The sequence below is a fragment of the Flavobacterium sp. Sd200 genome (assembly GCF_009826935.1).
Lineage (GTDB): Bacteria > Bacteroidota > Bacteroidia > Flavobacteriales > Flavobacteriaceae > Flavobacterium.
Genome location: NZ_WUMN01000008.1, coordinates 1 through 19,993, shown reverse-complemented (window position 1 = coordinate 19,993; position 19,993 = coordinate 1). Strand labels below are relative to the sequence as shown.

18 protein-coding genes are annotated in these 19,993 nt (G+C 39.7%); 11 read left to right on the top strand and 7 right to left on the bottom strand.

Going from position 1 to position 19,993, the window contains the following annotated elements; translation table 11 throughout:
- Positions 1-210: 210 nt before the first annotated feature.
- Positions 211-627, top strand: a complete 417-nt coding sequence (locus GR160_RS16935) for a DoxX family membrane protein (RefSeq protein WP_160751084.1) — start codon at positions 211-213, stop codon at positions 625-627.
- A gap of 88 nt (positions 628-715) precedes the next feature.
- Here the strand turns inward: GR160_RS16935 and GR160_RS16930 are convergent, their stop codons facing one another.
- Positions 716-2,980: an FUSC family membrane protein gene (locus GR160_RS16930; protein ID WP_370519231.1), complete on the bottom strand. Its 2,265-nt coding sequence runs from the start codon at positions 2,978-2,980 to the stop codon at positions 716-718.
- 142 nt (positions 2,981-3,122) lie between these two features.
- Positions 3,123-3,491, bottom strand: a complete 369-nt coding sequence (locus tag GR160_RS16925; protein WP_160751083.1) for a helix-turn-helix domain-containing protein — start codon at positions 3,489-3,491, stop codon at positions 3,123-3,125.
- Positions 3,492-3,598: 107 nt separating this feature from the next.
- Here GR160_RS16925 and GR160_RS16920 point away from each other — a divergent pair, with 107 nt between their 5' ends.
- A complete protein-coding gene (locus GR160_RS16920; protein WP_160751082.1) occupies positions 3,599-4,342 on the top strand; it encodes an SDR family oxidoreductase in 744 nt (247 codons plus the stop codon).
- A 170-nt stretch (positions 4,343-4,512) separates the two neighbouring features.
- Here the strand turns inward: GR160_RS16920 and GR160_RS16915 are convergent, their stop codons facing one another.
- A complete protein-coding gene (locus tag GR160_RS16915) occupies positions 4,513-5,691 on the bottom strand; it encodes a class I SAM-dependent methyltransferase (protein WP_160751081.1) in 1,179 nt (392 codons plus the stop codon).
- Between the two features lie 2 nt (positions 5,692-5,693).
- Complete coding sequence (locus GR160_RS16910; protein ID WP_160751080.1) at positions 5,694-6,773, bottom strand: AI-2E family transporter; 1,080 nt, start codon at positions 6,771-6,773, stop codon at positions 5,694-5,696.
- 387 nt (positions 6,774-7,160) lie between these two features.
- Between GR160_RS16910 and pdxH the strand changes: the two genes are divergently transcribed.
- Positions 7,161-7,805, top strand: a complete 645-nt coding sequence (pdxH, locus tag GR160_RS16905; RefSeq protein ID WP_160751079.1) for a pyridoxamine 5'-phosphate oxidase — start codon at positions 7,161-7,163, stop codon at positions 7,803-7,805.
- A 5-nt stretch (positions 7,806-7,810) separates the two neighbouring features.
- Here the strand turns inward: pdxH and GR160_RS16900 are convergent, their stop codons facing one another.
- Positions 7,811-8,191, bottom strand: a complete 381-nt coding sequence (locus tag GR160_RS16900) for a hypothetical protein (protein WP_160751078.1) — start codon at positions 8,189-8,191, stop codon at positions 7,811-7,813.
- 178 nt (positions 8,192-8,369) lie between these two features.
- On the opposite strand from GR160_RS16900, the gene GR160_RS16895 reads away from it, so the two are divergent.
- From GR160_RS16895 to GR160_RS16885, 3 genes are read left to right on the top strand one after another with little or no spacing between them, the layout of a single operon-like run.
- Positions 8,370-8,891, top strand: coding sequence for a histidine phosphatase family protein (locus GR160_RS16895; protein ID WP_160751077.1), 522 nt, complete (start codon positions 8,370-8,372; stop codon positions 8,889-8,891).
- The gene (gene ppk1, locus GR160_RS16890) at positions 8,857-10,968 is read left to right on the top strand and encodes a polyphosphate kinase 1 (RefSeq protein ID WP_160751076.1); all 2,112 of its coding nucleotides are present in this window, start codon (positions 8,857-8,859) and stop codon (positions 10,966-10,968) included. Before GR160_RS16895 ends, ppk1 begins: the two co-directional genes overlap by 35 nt.
- Positions 10,969-11,028: 60 nt before the next feature.
- Positions 11,029-11,919: a Ppx/GppA phosphatase family protein gene (locus GR160_RS16885; protein WP_160751075.1), complete on the top strand. Its 891-nt coding sequence runs from the start codon at positions 11,029-11,031 to the stop codon at positions 11,917-11,919.
- A 62-nt stretch (positions 11,920-11,981) separates the two neighbouring features.
- On the opposite strand, the gene GR160_RS16880 is transcribed toward GR160_RS16885, so the two are convergent.
- Both GR160_RS16880 and GR160_RS16875 read right to left on the bottom strand, forming a co-directional pair.
- Positions 11,982-12,401: a response regulator gene (locus GR160_RS16880; protein WP_160751074.1), complete on the bottom strand. Its 420-nt coding sequence runs from the start codon at positions 12,399-12,401 to the stop codon at positions 11,982-11,984.
- Entirely contained in the window at positions 12,398-14,335 is a 1,938-nt protein-coding gene (locus GR160_RS16875) for an ATP-binding protein (RefSeq protein WP_160751073.1), read from the bottom strand. The genes GR160_RS16880 and GR160_RS16875 overlap by 4 nt, the downstream gene beginning before the upstream one ends.
- A gap of 304 nt (positions 14,336-14,639) precedes the next feature.
- Between GR160_RS16875 and dnaK the strand changes: the two genes are divergently transcribed.
- The 5 genes from dnaK (at position 14,640) to GR160_RS16850 (ending at position 19,755) form a co-directional block, all read left to right on the top strand.
- Positions 14,640-16,529, top strand: a complete 1,890-nt coding sequence (gene dnaK / locus GR160_RS16870) for a molecular chaperone DnaK (RefSeq protein WP_160751072.1) — start codon at positions 14,640-14,642, stop codon at positions 16,527-16,529.
- 202 nt (positions 16,530-16,731) lie between these two features.
- Positions 16,732-17,289, top strand: coding sequence for a helix-turn-helix domain-containing protein (locus GR160_RS16865; RefSeq protein WP_160751071.1), 558 nt, complete (start codon positions 16,732-16,734; stop codon positions 17,287-17,289).
- Positions 17,286-18,545: a site-specific integrase gene (locus GR160_RS16860; RefSeq protein ID WP_160751070.1), complete on the top strand. Its 1,260-nt coding sequence runs from the start codon at positions 17,286-17,288 to the stop codon at positions 18,543-18,545. The genes GR160_RS16865 and GR160_RS16860 overlap by 4 nt, the downstream gene beginning before the upstream one ends.
- Positions 18,542-19,291, top strand: a complete 750-nt coding sequence (locus GR160_RS16855; RefSeq protein ID WP_160751069.1) for a hypothetical protein — start codon at positions 18,542-18,544, stop codon at positions 19,289-19,291. The genes GR160_RS16860 and GR160_RS16855 overlap by 4 nt, the downstream gene beginning before the upstream one ends.
- Before the next feature lie 107 nt (positions 19,292-19,398).
- Positions 19,399-19,755, top strand: a complete 357-nt coding sequence (locus GR160_RS16850; RefSeq protein WP_160751068.1) for a helix-turn-helix domain-containing protein — start codon at positions 19,399-19,401, stop codon at positions 19,753-19,755.
- Positions 19,756-19,993: the final 238 nt, after the last annotated feature.

Genomic DNA, 19,993 nt, shown 5'->3' with positions numbered 1-19,993 from the left:
CTTCTTATTTGCGCCTATTGCGCAAAAACACTTTGTGTACTTTTTATAAATATTATAGATCTTTTGATTTGTCTCTCTGCATTTCTTTGCGAAACCTTTGTGTATCTCTGTGATATAGCTTTTTTGCATTACAAAATATTTTTTAACTGTTTTAAATACAGTGATTTGTGTTGTTTTATTTTGTAGATTTATATTGTAAATCACTTCATTATGGAAACAACTACAAAAACCCAAAACCTTTTCAGGATATTGCTGGGGCTGTTGCTGCTTTTTACAGGCACAGGCCACCTAACCTTTGTGCGTGCTGATTTTGCCGGACAGGTGCCCGACTGGGTTCCGTTAGAAAAAGACCTCGTTGTGGTACTATCGGGCATTGTAGAAATACTTATAGGCCTGGGGCTTTTGTTTGTAACAAAATACAGGGTTGCTGTTGGGTGGATAGCAGCGGCTTTTTTTATAGCGATTTTTCCGGGCAACTATGCACAGTATGTAAACCGGGTAGACGCATTTGGACTTAATACTGATGAATTGAGGCTAACACGCCTTTTCCTTCACCCGTTATTGGTTATATGGCCTCTTTGGAGCACCGGGGCATGGAGTGCAATGATCAAAAAGAAATTGGTGTAAATGTAAGAGGCATAATCTAACTTATGAGATACTCTTTACAACGTTCAAAAAACTTTAAACCTGAAACTTTGAACTAAAAATCAAACACTTATTTACCAAGCTCAAGCATTCTTGTTGCTTTCACTATTTTTTCAGACAGGCTGTTTAGCCAAACCAGTTGTTCTATTACAAGATGTGCTTCTTCCATTTTTAGCCTAAATTCTTCTTCGTCAGTGACGTGAATTTCGCGTAATTCACGTGCACGTATATTTTTAAGCTCAGTAAAACGCATGGCAAGGTCTTCGTTATTGTTCTGTTGTGCCTGTTGTACCTGCACATTTAGGGTAAGCAATGCAATGGCATTGTCCAGATTTTTAATAACGGTATTTACTACCACATTAAAGGCTTCGGAAGCCTTATAGGTTTTATGCGACTGAATGTAGGTGCCAAGCGATGCCAACGACGAAAGTAATGTGTGGTTTAGCACCGCAAGCTTGTAAATTTGCTGTAACTGTTTTTGCTTAGATTTTGGTTCCTGCGTCATGCGTTGATAGGACTGCATAAGGTTGCCCAGCTCAACAAATGCATTTTTCCTGGCGAGCCTGTAAGTGGTGGTCACGTTGCCTTTATTGTTGTAGTATTGCGATATTTCGGCAAGGTAGTTACGGTTTGCTTCAATAGACTTTTTAATAAAGACCGGCAGGTTCATAAACTCCCACGACGGCCAGAAAAAGTAATTACCCAAAAATGCCAGTACAGATCCTACCACTGTATCTAAAATGCGGTATTGCAGCACTTCGTCTATATTGGGGGTAAGCATACTGTATAAAAATATAACATACATGGTTACAAACGTGGCGCCAATGCGATAATTTATAGCTGTAAAGGTGTAGCCCAAAAGCATGCACACAATAATGAGCGTGCCAATAATAACGGGGTGGTGCACAAAACTTATTATGGCAAAAGCAATAATGCCTCCCGTAATGGTGCCCACAATGCGCTGATAAGAACGTTGTTTAGTGAGGCCGTAGCCCGGGCGCATAATCACTACTATGGTAAGCAATATCCAGTACACGTTTTGCAAAGGGAAAAGTGCACCAATTACAAATCCTAAAGCTATGGTTACAGCCAACCTTAGCGAATGCCTGAAAATAGTAGAAGAAAACGTGAGGTTTTCTTTAAGTGTTGCTAAAGGATAGTAGTCAGATGATATAAATTTATCAAGATCGTTATCCCTACTTTTAGTAATGTCTTTAAAAGTAATGTTTACTGTAAATGCGCGCTCAATAATCTTTATCTTTTCAATCTGCTTTTCGGCATAGTGCATCATGTTCATCAACATAAAAACACCTTCGGCTGCAGCCTCTTTACCTAACAATTGCTCGTATTCGTTAATCGCGTTTTCAAGAGCCTCAAGGTCGGCAATGAGGTTGTGTTTAGGTATATACTTTTTGCGGTTGTTGATGCTTTTGCCAATTTTTTTTAGTGTAGCTGCAAGGTTATAGGCAAGGTTTTGATAAGTAGCCAATACCTTAGAATGCTCCCCGAATTTTTGATGCAGCTTGCTATGGTCGAAAGAAGTAGAAAGGGCAAGTTCCAGTATTTCCATGAGCGATATAAACACCAGTAGCATTTTACGACTTCGGTTACTGCTGCCCGAGTTAGAGCGGTTGCGAATTAATATTTCACGTAGGTTTTCGTGAGTGGCGTTTATATCTACCTGCAAATGCAATTGCTTTTCTACAATAGAGGCACGGTTTGCGCCTGCATCCCACAGGTCGCCACGCAGTTTTAGGTATTTGGCGGTAAGCTTAAGGCATTCTGCAACTTCCAGTTCTGTATAGCGGTGCGGGTTGAGGTAATTAATGGTAAGTGATAAAAATGTGTATAAGAGCCCTCCACCCAGTATTAGCCCTGTATATACAGCAATTTCCCAGCCGTGATTAATGTGTCCTGTGCCCAAAGCAATGGCAAGCAGGCCGCTAAATGCTACCATAGTGGCACGCTGCCCGTAGACAGAGATCATTGAGAGAAAGAACACCACAAGTGTTATAACAGGATAGAACACCCATGGGTAGGGGTGGAGCAAATTAACCAAAAGAGTGCTGCCCGTTACAATGCCTACTGTTACCAACAAGCCTTTGGCGCGGTGTTGCAGGTTGCTCGGAATATCGGCCGGATATATCAAAAAAGCCCCAATTGCAATGGTAAGGCCAATATCGAACAGGTTAAAAAGGTTGAGTATAAATACAGGCAGTACTGCCGCAACCGTAACTATAACGGCACGGGCAAAATTTGCATTATCGGTAAACTGCCTTATGCTTTGTATCATTAAAAAAGCGTGAGCTGCAAAGGTAGCAATTGCTTTCTGCAATACAGAAATGTAAGCTTAATTCTCACAAAAATTTAGCATTCTTATAAAGCACAGCGATTCATTTAAGACACTAATTTTATCCATTTTCCACGAAAATATTTGGTGTCGGTCAATGAGATGAATGTCTTCAGAATATCCTGCTTTAAAGCACTGCCTCGGTAGGTTTGCCTGCAATAACCCTGCGGTGCTCAAGGCCCCAATCGGTCAGGCTGTTGATTATGGTTTGCAGTGAGCGACCGTATTCGGTTAGCTGATATTGTACCGTTACAGGCTGCGAGTCTAAAACTATGCGTTTTATAAGTAAGTTCATTTCCAGTTCCTTTAGCTCTTTACTCAGCATTTTGTTCGATATTCCGTTTACGTCGTTCAATATATCCGAAAACCTCCTTTTATTGTAATAGCAAATAGATGAAATGATCGATATTTTCCATTTGCCGCTCAATACATCCATAGCATCGTGCACGGCCATTATCTCCCGTTTATGGCATGCTGTATAATCGTTGTCTGTCATAAGTTACTTTGTTACTCAAATGTTACTGTTACTTTTAGTTACAAAGTTACTAAAATAAATAAGCTTGCTGTAACTTTGATCCATAATTAAAAAACAATTTTAAAATTATGGACTTTAGAAATAAAAATGTAGTGATTACAGGCGGAAGCACCGGTATTGGGTTAGCAACCGCAAAAGCTTTTATAAATGCAGGTGCCAATGTCTTAATTACCGGCCGCAGTGAACAAAACCTTGCAAAGGCTACTGCCGATATTGATAGCCCTAATCTTAAAACTATAGTATCTGACACGGCTAACCTTGCAGGGATTGCGGTACTTGAAAAAGCTGTTGCCCAAAGCGGAAGTAAAATAGATGTTCTTTTTTTAAATGCAGGTATTGCAGTTTTTACACCTATCGAACAAGCTACCGAGGCAGATTTTGATGCGCAGTTCAATACCAATGTTAAAGGGCCTTACTTTACGCTGCAACAACTGTTACCTCATTTAGCCGATGGAGCATCGGTGTTGTTTACATCGTCTACAGTGGCAACAGCAACAAATATAGGCACATCAATATATTCAGCCACGAAGGGAGCATTGAATAAAGTTGCACAAATTGCCGCCAATGAGCTGGCCGAAAGGAAAATACGTGTAAATATTGTTAGCCCCGGCCCAATACAAACACCGGGACTTGAAGGTGTGGTTCCGGTTGAGGCACGTGGATATCTGGCTTCGGCTACTGCCATGCAAAGAATAGGACACCCGGACGAAATTGCCAATCCGGTACTGTTCCTCGCTTCTGATGCAGCAAGCTTTATTACCGGTACAGAACTTATTATTGATGGTGGTTATATAAACTACAGCACAAAATAAAGTTGCAGGTATTGATTAATCTTTAACAGGACCGTCTCAAAAGACTATATAAGTCATAGTTGTTCCATTTCGACGGAGGAGAAATCTCTCATTACTGTGTGTATTGAGATTTCTCCACTTCATTTCACTTCGGTCGAAATGGAAACTTTTGAGACAGTCCTTTTAATGTATTACTCTGCTTTTTTACACAGCAATACTACCTTTTCATTATTGGCTGTGGTAGTAAAAAAGGCATAAGTATCGCCACCGTCTTTAATTTTCCATTTTTTTCGAATATCTGCAACCTGCAATGGGAAATTACGTGCCGTTACATTCATTTTTTTGCCCTCAATATACTGTTTCATTTCAGCTTTTTGATAAGGCAATACCTGATCGATAACAAATCTCCTGCCTGCAAACCCAACCAATTTTTCTGAAGTATATAACTGCGAATGCTTGTGCAGTTTATTGATGTTATAATGAACTGAGACGGCATCAAACGCTCCCGATTTCATTATGGCACTGTTGGGTTCATACAGGTATTTTTGTGGTTGAGAATAAGTGGCAATGGCTTCATTATCAAAAGAAGTTTCAAAAATATCCTTGCCGTCTTTTGTCAGGTTTACAGCTACGATAAAGGGCTGATTTGTAAAACCTTTTTCTAAAACCCAAAGCAACTCCTTTACTTCATTATTTACGGCAACAATATGTATGGCCTTTACAAAATGCAACTCGGTCAGTCCGGCAGTAATATCCAGTAATGGAGCAGTTTTTATAAGTATATTATTGGTATATTTAAAATAAGTATCCAGTAGTTCGGGTACATTAGGCAGGCAGTCTTTGAGCATAAAAACCTTTCCTTTGGCATCGTTGCGGCGGGCAGGGTCGGCATAAATGTAATCCCATTGTTTATCTTCAAGTTTCAGTATATCAAGGCTGTCACCGGGCATACACGTAATAGTATCTGGGCCAAGTACTTCAAAATTGTGTTTGGTAACAGAAGATAGTTCGAGATTCAGCTCGCAATGGGTAACCTGTTTTATTGTTTGAGCAAAATAGTAGTCGTCTATACCAAAACCTCCTGTAAGGTCTATGAGGCTTTCACCCGAAACCAGTGCGGCTTTGTATTTGGCAGCAGTTTCTGATGAGGTTTGTTCTACTGATATTTTAGACGGATATATAATATTTTGCGTTGCATACCAGGTAGGAAGCTTGCTTTCGGCTTTTTGGCGTGCCGATATCTGGTTGAGTATCTCTGACCATTCCACATCAGGAAATGGGTTCTTTTTTAGTGCGAGTTGTGTAACCGGCACTTGCGTATGTTGAACGATATAATCCTGCACATCAGGATGTAAAAGTTTAGAATGCAAATTTACAGGTCTTTAGTAAGGGCTTTAACTACAGGGTTTTGTGGGAAAAATTCTTTAGCAACTACTTTAACCACAGTGTATAATGGAATGGCAACGATCATGCCCAGTACGCCAAATACAAAACCGCTTGCCAGGATCACTATAAAAATTTCCAACGGGTGCGAATTCACACTGTTAGAAAATATTAGTGGCGAGCTAATGTTGTTGTCTATAAACTGTGCTACGCTGTAGCCAATAACTACATACAGGGTGGTAGACAGCATTTCGCCCTGTGTTTCAGGCCCTATGTTGCCCAGCAAAGTTAGTACAATTACCAAAACTGTGGCAATAACGGGGCCTATATAAGGAATAATGTTTAGCAATGCCGTAATAAAGGCAATAATAACCGCATTTTTAACTCCAAATATAAGTAGCACGGCAAGGTATATTACAAACAACACTGTCATTTGAATGATAAGGCCAATAAAATAGCGGCTAAGCAGGTAGTTGATTTTCCGTAATGAGTTAAGTATCTTATCCTCATGGGCATCGGGCAGGAGCTTGCGTGCCCCTACAAAGAATAGCTTACGGTCTTTAAGGAAGAAAAAGGTAATGAACAGTACCGATGCCAACCCTACGCCAAACCCACTTAAAATTCCTACAAGCGAGTTTAAAAAGGCAGGTATAAAATTAAAATTCAGCTTGCTGGTAATGTTAGATTCCTTCAGCATTTTTTGAGTATCTATGCCAAAATAGTCATTAACCTGATGGATCATATGCATAACATCGGCTTCGAGTTTGGCGGTGTCAAGTAATGACAGGTTTTCGCTTTGGGTTACTATAAGCGGCACGAACATCATTATAAAACCGGCCAGTAAGCCTACAAAAAGAACCAATGTAGTAATAACAGCTACAACGTGCGGAAATTTTAGTTTTCGTTTCAGGAAAAACACTATTGGGCTTGCAATCATGCTTATAATTAGTGCTATAAAAAGATAAATAAGCACTGTTTGTATTTGGAATAAAAACATTAAAAGCACAAAAATGCCGGCAAGCATAAGCACGGCACGCACAATTCCGTTGGCAATAATTTTAGAGGTCATGGTGTTAGTCAGGTGTTTTGTAGTCCGAATGTATGAAAAAAATTACTAACGCCATTTGGTTTAATATAACATTAAGAAAAGCCCACGTTGTTTTTTTGAGCCTGCTTAAGTTTTATTTTTGAGAATGTATATAGCTTATTTTTGTGCGAAACAAGGCGCATTTTACAGAGATAGCAGTGCTCTACCTCGAAAAAATGCAACGAAGTTGCAGCCAAAAAGAAGCAGATACAAATTATCAATAAAATTTAAACAGGCTCTTATATACATTTCAGAAGCAAAATTTCTGAAAGCCCATTAAATTTATATATTCATTAAAATGCCTCTGCCATAAAACTGTTGTAAATTTGTCTCTCAGATTCCTAACATCCAAAACCTAATAGCTACAAAATGTCTGACTTAAGCAATTACCGCCGCTCTTACGAAAAAAGTGAACTTACTGAGCTCAACCTGCCTGAAGATCCTATTACACTTTTTAAAAAATGGTTTATTGAGGTGGAAGAGTCCGGCAGCAGTGGCGAGGTAAATGCCATGACAGTTTCAACTTTTGGATTGGATGGCTTTCCTAAGTCGAGGGTAGTACTGCTCAAACAATACAGTTTTGAGGGGTTTACATTTTTTACCAATTATGAGTCGGAAAAAGGCAAAGCCATTGCGGCAAACCCCAATGTGTGCCTGTCTTTTTTTTGGCAGGAGTCAGAACGTCAGGTAATTATTAAAGGAGTGGCAGAAAAGGTGTCGGGGAATGCTTCCGACGGTTATTTTGAGAGCAGGCCAGTAGGCAGCCGCCTTGGTGCTATGGTGTCTCCGCAAAGCGAGGTAATATCTTCGCGTGAATATTTAGAGGGCATACTTAAAGATCTGGAGCAAAAATATGAAGGTAAAGAAATTCCACGGCCGGACTATTGGGGAGGCTATTTAGTGCGCCCCGTTACTGTAGAGTTTTGGCAGGGAAGGCCCAACCGACTGCATGATAGAATTAGATACTCGCAGCAGGAAGATTTTGGGTGGAAAGCTGAGAGGTTGGCGCCTTGATTTATTTAGGCGCTTTTAATAATTATCCTGTGTCTTAACTTGTTCCATTTTGAACTTAAACCTTGCAGGAAAATGAGATTACCATATTCGTCCATAGTATTTATTCTTTTTGATTTAAGAATCCAATTTTGATAAAACATATCAAATTGTTCGTAGTTCAGTTCAGGGAATTTATAATTCGACATATCCCAATATTTCTCAAAATCTCTTATATCCAAAGCATTAAAGCTTGAGAAATTTATGTTCATTAATTCGAGCAATAATTTTAGTTCGTTTTCATTCTCTAAAGAAATAGTTTGAAAGTCAGGATATTTTTCAACAAAAATTTCTATATCATTTAAAGAATTTACATCGAAACTATCAGTTGCTATAAAGTGGAAATTCATAATCTGTGAGGGATATATCTACTATAAACCTACAAAAAATTCCCAAATAAAAGCAATACCAATATAACTACAGCCTAAAACCTTTTAACACACATTAACAACCTATTGGCAAACAGTATTCTATTTTTCTGTATATTTAATAAACTGATTATTAATAACCGTAAACCCCGGAGATTCTATGAAAAATTTAATCCTGATACGCCATGCCAAGTCAAGTTGGGACGCGCCGCTTATAGATAAAGACAGGCCGTTGTCTAAACGGGGAATTAACGATGCCCACCTTGTGGCCGAAAATATAGAGGATCATCTGCCTAAAAGCTATGTGGTGTGGAGTAGTACTGCCCAGCGGGCAAAGAACACAGCCTGCATTTTTGCCGAAACATTGTCCATACCGCACGATACTATAGTGTTTAAAGACGATCTTTATACGTTTGACGAAAATAAGCTGGAAGAAATTATAAAAACCTGCGATAACCAATTTGATAACCTAATTCTTTTTGGTCATAACGGCGCGATTACTAACTTTGTTAATTCCTTTGGAAACCGTGCTATAGAAAATGTGCCTACTGCAGGGTTTGTTTCGCTTTCGTTCCATCAGGACGACTGGCGCAACATTACCAACGGGAAAACAGAAACAGTTCTATTTCCAAGCGATTTTAAAAAACATGATCAACCACTCACAGGTAAACCGATATACTGACAGGGAAAAAAGCTGGCTCGCCTTTAACGCCAGGGTATTACAGGAAGCTGCCGACGAAACCGTACCACTGCTGGACAGGCTCAGGTTTTTAGGAATATTCTCCAACAATTTTGATGAGTTTTTCAGGGTGCGTTATGCCGCCATTCGTCGTCTTAGCCTTGAGGGCATTACCAGCGAAGAGCTTCCGGCAAGTAACTCTGCTCATAAACTGCTGAGTGAGATTACAGATATAGTTATCGAACAACAGTCGGAAAGCCTTAGGACACTAAGCATCATTGAAAAAGAGCTGGAGCGTGAAAACATTTTTATGGTTAACGAAACCCAGCTTAACCGCGAGCAGCAACAGTTTGTAAAGGACTTTTTTATACAAAAGGTCAGTCCGGAGCTGGTAACCATTATCCTTAACGATCTTGATGAGTTTCCGCTCATTAAAGATACTATGGGGTATCTTGCCGTAAAGTTGGTCATAAAGGCTAAACACAGCGGTTTTGACGGTATAGAGGTAAAGCAGGAGGTAAGGTATGCGGTTATAGAAATGCCACGTACTATTAACCGCTTTATAGAGCTGCCAAGTGCCGATGATAAACATTGCATTATTATGCTGGATGATGTTATCCGATTTAACCTTCACAGCATTTTCAATATATTTAAATATGAGAGCATATCGGCTCACATGATAAAAATTACCCGCGATGCCCAGCTGGATATAGACAGCGACCAAAGCAAGAGCCTTATGGAAAAAATATGGACGGGTGTTAAAGACCGCCGTATTGGCGAGCCGGTGCGCTTTGTGTATGACCAGGCCATTGCACCCGATACGCTCGATTATTTTTTAACCCACATGCACATAGACTCTTCCGATAGTATTATACCGGGAGGAAGGTACCATAACCGCCGCGATTATATGGGATTTCCCCATCTTGGCAGGCACGATTTGCTGTACAAGCCCAATGCGGCATTGCCTGTAAACGGCCTTAGTCTTGAGGGCAGCATATTGCAGCGCATTAAAAAGAAAGATTACCTGCTGCACGCTCCCTATCAAAGTTTTGCTTATGTGATTAAGTTTCTTCGCGAAGCGGCGTTAGACCCTAAAGTCGTGTCTATAAAAATAACACTGTACAGGCTGGCGAAGAACTCACAAATAATTAGTTCGCTTATAAATGCAGCCAAAAATGGTAAAAAGGTAACGGTACAGATCGAGCTTCAGGCTCGTTTTGATGAGGCCAGCAATATAACATATGCAGAGCAGATGCAAACCGAGGGAATCAACCTTATATTTGGGGTAAAAGGTCTTAAGGTGCACAGTAAAATTTGCAGTGTAGAGCGATTAGAGAACGGAAAGATAAAGCGTTACGGTTTTATTTCTACCGGAAACTTTAATGAGAGTACGGCTAAGATATATACTGACGTTACATTGTTTACTGCCCATCAGGAAATACTGAAAGAGGTAAACAAAATATTCGACTTTTTTGATGTTAACTACCGTGTGCACCGCTATCGTCACCTGATAGTTTCACCGCACTACACCCGTTCTAAGTTCGTAAAATACATAGACAGAGAAATACTTAACGCCATTGCAGGTAAAGAAGCCTATATAAAACTGCGCATGAACAGCCTGACTGATTTCAGGATGATAGATAAATTATATGAGGCCAGCAGGCATGGGGTTAAGATACAGCTTGTTATTCGGGGGATGTGCTGCCTTATACCGGGGGTGCCTGGCATGAGCGAAAACATAGAGGCTATTAGTATTGTAGACAACTATCTGGAGCATTGCCGTATTTATATTTTTGCAAACAACGGAGACCCGGATGTGTACATATCGTCGGCCGATTTTATGACCCGTAACCTTGACTCGCGTGTAGAGGTTTCGGCTCCAATTTATGATGCCGATGTTAAAAAAGAACTTATCGATATTTTTGAGATAGGCTGGAAAGGCAACATAAAAGCCCGTTACCAAAGCGAGAATTTAGAGAACAAATATCGTAAGCAGCCAAAGGCAAAACCGTTTAGGGCACAGGTAGAAATGTATAATTACTACCGCAATAACCTCGACGTTATTTATGAACAATTGTAGCTTCTTGCCCCAAAGGGTGAACTTTGCTACTTTGTAATTTTAAACTTTGTAACTGAATTAATGATCAACATAAAAAAATATGCAGCTATAGATATTGGCAGTAATGCCATGAGGCTGCTCATATCTAATATAGTAGAACAACAGGGGGCAGCACCACAGTTTAATAAAAGCTCGCTGGTTCGTGTGCCTATACGTCTGGGTCAGGACGCCTTTACAGTAGGTGAAATTACCGAAGAGAACATTAATCGTATGATAGATGCCATGAAAGCCTACAAGCTGCTCATGAAGGTACACAATGTAGAACGCTACATGGCCTGTGCTACATCAGCCATGCGCGAAGCCTATAATGGTGTTGAGGTTGTGGCTCTTATAGAGCAGGAGGCTGATATTAAGATAGAGATTATTGACGGTAAAAAAGAGGCTGCCATTATTGCAAGTACCGATCTTGAGGAGTTTATTAAACCCGACCAGAATTATCTTTTTGTTGATGTGGGTGGCGGCAGTACAGAATTTTCTTTATTTGCCGGAGGGAAAATTGTAGCCAGTAAATCGTTCAAGAACGGAACAGTGCGTTTGCTAAATAGCATGGTTAACGATGTGGTTTGGCATGAAATAGAAAAATGGATACATACTGTTACAGAGCCTTACGAAAACATTAGCCTTATTGGCAGTGGCGGCAACATAAACAAGCTTTTTAAAATGAGCGGTAAAAAGCAGGACAAACCTTTGTCTTATTTTTATATACACTCGCAATACCAGTATTTAAACAGCCTGAGCTACGAACAGCGCATTGCAACGCTTGGCCTGAACCCAGACCGTGCCGATGTTATTATACATGCCACACGCATTTATCTTAACGCTATGAAGTGGAGCGGCGCGCGCAATATTTATGTGCCAAAAATTGGTTTGAGCGATGGTATTGTAAAAGCTATGTATTACAACAAGATATAGTTTATTCGGCTACGAATTACTAATATTGCTACTAAGTAAGTTTTTACGGGGCAGTTGAATTTTTACATACTTACCCTGCCAAGGCTGTATTTGATCAGCACTTCGTCGAGCATTTCTTTGGTAAGTGGCTTTGTTTTAAAGTCAGACAGTATGTTGTGGGTTTTGGCAAGTGCTTTATCGTCCGGATTATCAGATGTGCTTAACATTACCACGATCATACTGTTTTGCAGGCTTTCTTCGAGTTGTTTGTAGTGTTCTATAAATTCCCAGCCGTTCATTCCGGGCATGTTTATGTCTAAAAAAATTACGTTAGGCTGCACTTCGGCAGTGCCGCGCTTTAAGTATTCTAAAGCTTCAAACCCAGATTCTTTTGCTATTACAATTTTTGCCGCGTTGTTTTTGCGGATAACTCTTTCATGAAAAAAGTTATCGATCTTATTGTCGTCAATAAGCATTATGCAGTTAATGGGTTGTGGTGTCATGGCTTAAAATTTAATACGGTAAATTTAAAAGTACTCCCTTTGTCAGGTTCAGATTCTACCCAGATTTTGCCACCGTGCATTTCGGCAATTTTTCGGCAGTTGGCCAGTCCTATTCCATAGCCCTCATATTCTTCGTTTTTATTTAGCCGCTGAAAAATATGAAAAATGTGGTTAAAATACTTAGGTTCAATACCAATACCGTTATCCTCAACATAAAACTCATAATAACCTTTAATCTTTTGGCAGCCAATGGTTATTTGAGGGGCTACATCTTTTTTAGCGAATTTTACCGCGTTATTTATCAGGTTTTGAAAAAGCTGCCGCATCTCTGTCTCATAGCCATATAAAATGGGAAGTGCGGTGGCAACGGTAATGGTTGCGTTGTTTTTAGAGATAAGCCCATTAAGGTCGGCCACAACATTTGCTATAAGTTCCTGGCAATTTATAAGGCTAAGTGTTTTGTTTTTGCCCAGCCTGCCAAAATCTAGTAGAGAGCGCACCAGCAGGCTCATTCTTGAGACGGCACTATTCATGGTGCCCAGATGGGTTTTGATTTCATCGTTCATCTGCTCCGGATAATCTTCCTCTAGTAGCATGATGTAGTTAGAGACCGTGCGCAAAGGTTCCTGCAAATCATGAGATGCTATATAATTAAAATGCTCAAGCTCTTGGTTTTTAAGTTGTAGTTCTATGAGCTGTTTATTAATAATGTCTTCGTTAGTCTTGCGGGTAGTAATATCTTTTACTGATGCGAGCAGCGATATTCCGTTTTGGGTAACAATAGGTGTCAGGATAATTTCGGCAGGAAAAGTGCTGCCGTTTTTGCGTTCGGCATAAATATCATTTTCAGGTCCAAAAGATGTTACCTGTCCTAACCCTATATTGGTGTACTGTTCGTGCAGTTGCCTCGGAATAATACAGTGGATGTTCTTGCCCAAAAGTTCGCCACTTCTATAGCCATAAAGTTTTTCTGCCTGAAAATTTGCCTGGGTAATTTCTCCGCTCTCATTCGCAAGCACAAGTGCATAAGGGGCAGCCTCCACACCAATTTTAAGGTTGTCGCGGGCAATTTCCATTTCGGTTTCCAGCTTATTGAGCACAAGTGCTTTTTTAGAAATAAGGAACAGGCTTACCATAATGAACGATATGAGTAGAAAGGCAATGCTAACCTCTGCGCTAAACCAATGGTAGCGATGCGCCATTATGCGCATATAGCCTATAATTATTACTGCAATTAGAATTTGTGAAAAAAGACGGCGCGCCATGGCATTGCCCATTTTGTTTCCGGTAAATATGGCAGTAATTCCTATAGATGGATTTATGAGCGATGCCGATACCGACAGTAATAAAAAAGCAATGGCAGTGTAAAATGCCATAGTGGTAAAAAATGACAGTCTGTATAATGAGGGTACATTATAAATATAACCTAAAATAACCACAAAGGATATAAGCGTAACGATATGAAAAGTGTATTGGCAGAGCTTTTTATATTTTTGTGTATTGATGCCAATGCCAAATGTTCCGGTAGCCATGAGGCTAAAACAAATGGCATTTAATGGAGACATGCGGTCATGACCGTCGGCACTTATGTTAGAATGTGTATAAGATAAAAACATACGCATAATACCCTCATTATAAAATATAATACCCTGAATAATTGTGCTTATTCCTGTGGCTAAGACTATTAAAGAAAGTAAGCCTGTTAGCATATGGCCACCCCTGTGCCTGTATTTGTTGTGTAAAAGCAGAGCGGAACTTAGCAGGACAAAGCAAATGGCAGTATTAAAATGCATCGATATATGACCGGGAAGCACACTGGTAAGAGCCTTTACATTAAGAAGCCACCCGGCAATATCCATCAGCGCGATGAATATCACGAATATCCCTGTCAGGATAATAGGATATGTATATTTAAAAGGTGTGGCGACCCTCATAAAATATATGGTATTATGTTGGTTATAAAGTGCTTGTGTTTTTTTTATAACAACTCTAAAAAACAGGCAATTACCATAAAATTACCAATTTAATTTCACACTTTAAGGTTATAATCGGCAACACAATGGGTTTAATCGATAAAATACCCTTTTTTATAACAATTTAAGGTTATTGTGTCATGTTGTCATATTACGGGGACGCGGTGTCAAAATACTGTCGTGTTTTTAGTATTGGCACAATCATTGACTATTATGACAGCATAAGATTTAATAAACAAAAAATTTAAAATAAACTTTAAACAAGATGAGTAAAATAATCGGAATTGACTTAGGTACAACCAACTCGTGCGTATCTGTTATGGAAGGTAACGAGCCGGTGGTTATTCCTAATGCTGAAGGTAAAAGAACAACGCCATCAGTAATTGCTTTTGTTGAAGGCGGAGAGATCAAAGTGGGAGACCCTGCTAAAAGACAGGCAGTGACCAATCCTACAAAAACCATCGCTTCTATTAAGCGTTTTATGGGTAACAAATTCTCAGAAAGCAGCAAAGAAGCAAGCAACGTTCCTTACAGCGTTGTAAAAGGTGATAACGACACACCTCGTGTAGACATCAACGGACGTCTTTACACTCCGCAGGAACTGTCTGCAATGACACTACAAAAAATGAAAAAAACTGCCGAGGATTACCTTGGACAAACAGTTACCGAAGCGGTTATTACCGTACCGGCTTACTTTAACGATGCACAGCGTCAGGCTACTAAAGAGGCTGGCGAAATTGCAGGTCTTAAAGTTAGAAGGATTATAAACGAGCCTACTGCGGCTGCTCTTGCTTACGGGCTTGATAAAGCAGGAACTGACCAAAAAATTGCTGTTTATGACCTTGGTGGAGGTACTTTTGATATCTCTATCCTTGAACTTGGCGACGGCGTTTTTGAAGTACTTTCTACTAATGGTGATACTCACCTTGGTGGTGACGACTTTGACCAGGTAATCATAGACTGGTTAGCCAATGAGTTTAACAGCGAAGAAGGTGTAGACCTGCGCAAAGACCCAATGGCTTTACAGCGTTTAAAAGAAGCTGCTGAAAAAGCTAAAATCGAGCTTTCTGCATCGGCACAAACAGAAATAAACCTGCCATATGTTACTGCTACAGCAAGCGGTCCTAAACACTTAGTTAAAACGCTTACACGAGCTAAATTTGAGCAACTTGCAGACGAGCTTGTAAAACGCTCTATGGAGCCTGTAGCTAAAGCTCTTAAAGATGCAGGTCTTTCTAAATCAGATATCGACGAGGTTATCCTTGTAGGAGGTTCTACACGTATACCACGTATTCAGGAAGAAGTAGAGAAATTCTTTGGTAAAAAACCATCTAAAGGTGTTAACCCGGATGAGGTTGTTGCTATTGGTGCTGCTATTCAGGGTGGTGTGCTTAGCGGAGACGTTAAAGATGTACTGCTTCTTGACGTAACGCCACTTTCTCTTGGTATCGAAACTATGGGTGGTGTAATGACACGTTTAATTGAGTCTAACACAACTATCCCTACTAAAAAATCGCAGGTATTTTCTACCGCTGCCGATAACCAGCCATCAGTAGAGATCCACGTAATACAGGGTGAGCGCCCAATGGCAGGTGATAACAAAACCATAGGCCGTTTTCACTTAGACGGAATTCCGCCAGCCCCAAGGGGTGTACCTCAAATTGAAGTTACTTTTGATATCGATGCTAACGGTATTATCAAAGTATCTGCTACAGATAAAGGTACAGGTAAATCACACGACATCCGTATCGAGGCTTCATCTGGTCTAACACCGGAAGAAATCGAAAGAATGCGTAAAGAAGCTGAGCTTAATGCTGAGGCTGACAAAGTGGTTAAAGAGAAAGCAGAGACGCTTAACAAAGCAGACTCTATGGTCTTTGAAACTGAAAAACAACTAAAAGAGTTTGGTGATAAAATTTCTGATGGCAACAAACAGCCAATAGAAAATGCCCTTAACGAGCTTAAGGCTGCACACCAAATCCAGGATACTACAGCTATACCATCGCTACTTGAAAAAATCGAGGCTGCATGGAAAAATGCTTCTGAAGAAATGTACAAACAAGGCGGAGAACAGGGTGGTGCACAACAGGCACAACCGGAAGCTCAGGCTGAGGGAGACAACGTTCAGGATGTAGATTTTGAAGAAGTCAAATAATGACTGATTAACATCAGTTAATAATAAGTATTAAACCGCTGTAAACGAAATGTTTACAGCGGTTTTTCTTTTTTGTCCTTTTTTGTTTCTGCTGTTTTTTAATCATTTTTTACCATATATTTGTACCATATTTGTACCGGCACTTAAATGGAGACAAAGTGGCACTTATGTCTACTTATGGTACCTTAATGAGGAGACAAAGATGATAAAACGGATAAATAAACAATGTTTTAACTGTGGGGAGGAATTTCTGCCTAAGACCGTGGCTTCTGTTTACTGCTCGCATATATGCAGCAAAAAAGCATACAAACAGAAGATGAAGCGGCTTAAAAATGAAGCGGAGATCAAAGGGATGGCCGATAAAATACCCGAGAACAGGGCATTTCTTTCTGTCCCTGAGGCTGGCATGCTTTTTGGCATCGCCAAAAGAACCCTCTATAGGCTTGTCGAGCAGGGAAAAATTCCGTCAGTAAATCTTGGAACCCGCCTTGTAAGGATCGACCGCAGAGTCATGGAAGGGATATTCGGCCCAGCACGCAATCTGCCGCCGTCTGAGAGTGCACTGAAGAAAAAATTATACAGCCTTGAAAAGGAAGACTGTTATACCATTGGCGAAATAGCCGAGAAATTTCAAATATCTGAAAGTTCAGTTAACAGCCATATCAGGAAATATTCAATCCCCACCAGACAGATCGGAAAATATGTATATGCTCCAAAAAGCGAAATTGATAACTTGTATAACGGAAATAATTTTATATGAAACAATTAGCAAAAACCAAGGTGACTGTGCGTCTTCGAAAAGCAGAAGACCGAAAAGAATGGTATGTTTACATAGAAAGTTATCCTGTCCAAATTTTCGGAAAGGAAACTCCGCAAAGGATCCGTGAATATTTAAACAGGTCAGTAACAACTGTGGAGTGGGACAAAAAAAGAACTGCCCGTACAGATGCAGGGGGCATAAAATCCTATAAGCCAAGACGCAGCGATAACGGAATAATTATGTGTAGAAGCGAAAGCGACCGCGAGATAATGCTGTATGCTGAAGGAGTGCGTAAAATACGGCAGAAAGAATACGACAACATAGATTTGTTCAGTGACTCTGAGGCCCTATTGGCTGAACAGAGAGAAAAAGGCAAAGAGGATTTTATTAAATACTTAGCTGATACTGCGGCTAAAAGGCATGCGCGAAGTTCAAAATCTATTCAGATTAATTGGGATCGGACCAAAGAGCTTATAAAAAGCTATTCATCAGGCAGTCTCATGTTTTCCCAGATTAACAGCAGAATGGCGGAAGATTTTAAACTGTTTTTGCTGGCTGCACCGCTCGGAGGAGGCAAAAAGGGAACCATTTCGCGCAACACTGCGGCAACATATTTTTCTATATTTAAAGCGGCTTTGAAGCAGGCCTTTATCGACGGATATTTAACCGTTGATTTAGCTTCAAAAATAAAGGGCATCCCGGAGCAGGAATCAAGACGCGAATATCTTACAATACAAGAATTGAACGGATTGGCATCAACGCCATGTGAAAAGGATGTCCTTAAAAGGGCAGCGCTTTTCTCAGCGCTTACAGGACTGAGGCATTCAGACATTCAGAAGCTACGCTGGAAAGAGATGAGTGTGGAAAACGGTATGGCTAAACTGCATTTCACTCAGAAAAAGACAAAGGGTGTCGAATATATGCCTATTTCTGAGCAGGCTTTCCAGCTCTGCGGAGAACCACGACATCCCGATCAGCTTGTTTTTGAAGATCTTACAGACCCATCATGGATTTCAAGGCCTCTGAAAAAATGGGTGGAGTCTGCAGGTATTAAAAAAAATATTACCTTTCACTGTTTCCGCCACACATTTGCAACATTGCAGCTGTCGAGCGGGACAGACATTTATACAGTCAGTAAAATGCTGGGGCATACCAATGTAAAAACTACTCAAATCTATGCAAAAGTGATAGATGAGAAGAAAAACAGAGCTTCGCAGGCCATTCAGTTGGAATCTTTAAAAAAGAAAGAGCCATGAAAATAAAGTACTTCGAATATATTACAGTTTATCTGTCTGTTTTTTTAGTCTGTATTCTTATAGGCGTGATGGTAAGATCTGTGCTGATTGAAATAGGTATAGATCAGTATACAGCAGGTGTATTTTTCTGGATCAGCAGTGGATTTGGAATTTTAGTGTTTGCAATTCTAAGTTTATTATTTAACGATTTGGCCGAGAGATTACTGAAGCGTTTTTTAAAGGCTAAAAAAAACGAATCGCCAGTAAACCCAATTCCGAGTGAAGGCTTTGAGAAATTACAAGTGAAGCGGCTGGATGCTTTGGTTGAACCCGAATTGGCTGAAAATAAGAATTCAGAGATTGATATTGAACTGATAAGGGAGCAGCAGCAAAATATAGTCAAAAATCAAAGACTAGCGAGAATTGATAGTGCCATCCGTTATGCACAAAAGCAATTTGCACTATATACTTCGGACGATGATTTGAAACAATTGTGTGAGAATCTGATAATATATGCTGAGAACTTAAATTTCGAAAAGATTAAACCGGTAAAGGTAAAAGATTTGTCCAATCTCGATTTGTATCATTTTGGTTGGAATATCTGGAATTTTTTTAAAGTCAGCAGGCAGGAAAGGGCGGCAAAATTTTTAAAACTGAGTTTTGCTGACGCGTTAAAAGATGTTGAAGAGAACAGCATAAAGACGCATCTGAAAGATGATGAACAGAAAGGGTCTATAAAGATACTTGCAGATTTTAGAGATTTTTAAACGCAAATCATTGTGCAGCACCGTGTTTTTTGAGTGTTTCCGTTGTGATGAAGCTCACAGCTGAAACACTTTTTTCATTTGCACCTTAACTATTAAAAACGATAGGTATGGACATAAATGAAATCTCTTTTGAGAACCTGCCCAAAGCAGTAGCACACTTAGTGAAAGAAATTGGCGAGATTAAACTTCTGATTCAGAATGTTCAGGTATATGAATCTAAAGAATTAAGTATTCCTATTGGTATTGAAGAAGCAAGCCGGCTGATAGGAAAGGCAAAACCTACAATTTACGCTCTTGTAAGGCAGAGAAAAATTCCCTCATATAAATATGGCAAAAAACTGTATTTTTTTAAAGAAGAACTTTTAGAATGGATTTCGAAAGGAAAAAAGAAAACAATTCAGGAAATTGAATCTGAAGTATTGAAATATAATCATAATCGAAATAAAGATTATGGCCGAAAATAATAGTTATAGCATTAAATTACAGCATGCTTTAAATGTTCCTTTGCCTTGAAAAATTTCAACCGTTTGCACTTTAATACCTATAATTTCTCTACCAATATTACTACATATTTCTTTGACCAGGTTTTGTTAAGAACAAATGTAAAAACTTCATACCAGGAAATACATTCAAAAAAAGCAATGAAACTTTACTTCGCTTGCACTGCACAATGTGTTATCGCGTTTCGATGGATAATTTTCT

Coding starts and splice junctions, on each gene's coding strand:
- GR160_RS16900 (WP_160751078.1), bottom strand. CDS start 8,191: ATGAATTTCCACTTTATAGCAACTGATAGTTTCGATGTAAATTCTTTA.
- ppk1 (WP_160751076.1), top strand. CDS start 8,857: ATGATCAACCACTCACAGGTAAACCGATATACTGACAGGGAAAAAAGC.
- GR160_RS16875 (WP_160751073.1), bottom strand. CDS start 14,335: ATGAGGGTCGCCACACCTTTTAAATATACATATCCTATTATCCTGACA.
- GR160_RS16880 (WP_160751074.1), bottom strand. CDS start 12,401: ATGACACCACAACCCATTAACTGCATAATGCTTATTGACGACAATAAG.
- GR160_RS16935 (WP_160751084.1), top strand. CDS start 211: ATGGAAACAACTACAAAAACCCAAAACCTTTTCAGGATATTGCTGGGG.
- GR160_RS16855 (WP_160751069.1), top strand. CDS start 18,542: ATGAAAATAAAGTACTTCGAATATATTACAGTTTATCTGTCTGTTTTT.
- GR160_RS16850 (WP_160751068.1), top strand. CDS start 19,399: ATGGACATAAATGAAATCTCTTTTGAGAACCTGCCCAAAGCAGTAGCA.
- GR160_RS16925 (WP_160751083.1), bottom strand. CDS start 3,491: ATGACAGACAACGATTATACAGCATGCCATAAACGGGAGATAATGGCC.
- pdxH (WP_160751079.1), top strand. CDS start 7,161: ATGTCTGACTTAAGCAATTACCGCCGCTCTTACGAAAAAAGTGAACTT.
- GR160_RS16860 (WP_160751070.1), top strand. CDS start 17,286: ATGAAACAATTAGCAAAAACCAAGGTGACTGTGCGTCTTCGAAAAGCA.
- GR160_RS16865 (WP_160751071.1), top strand. CDS start 16,732: ATGATAAAACGGATAAATAAACAATGTTTTAACTGTGGGGAGGAATTT.
- dnaK (WP_160751072.1), top strand. CDS start 14,640: ATGAGTAAAATAATCGGAATTGACTTAGGTACAACCAACTCGTGCGTA.
- GR160_RS16895 (WP_160751077.1), top strand. CDS start 8,370: ATGAAAAATTTAATCCTGATACGCCATGCCAAGTCAAGTTGGGACGCG.
- GR160_RS16885 (WP_160751075.1), top strand. CDS start 11,029: ATGATCAACATAAAAAAATATGCAGCTATAGATATTGGCAGTAATGCC.
- GR160_RS16920 (WP_160751082.1), top strand. CDS start 3,599: ATGGACTTTAGAAATAAAAATGTAGTGATTACAGGCGGAAGCACCGGT.
- GR160_RS16910 (WP_160751080.1), bottom strand. CDS start 6,773: ATGACCTCTAAAATTATTGCCAACGGAATTGTGCGTGCCGTGCTTATG.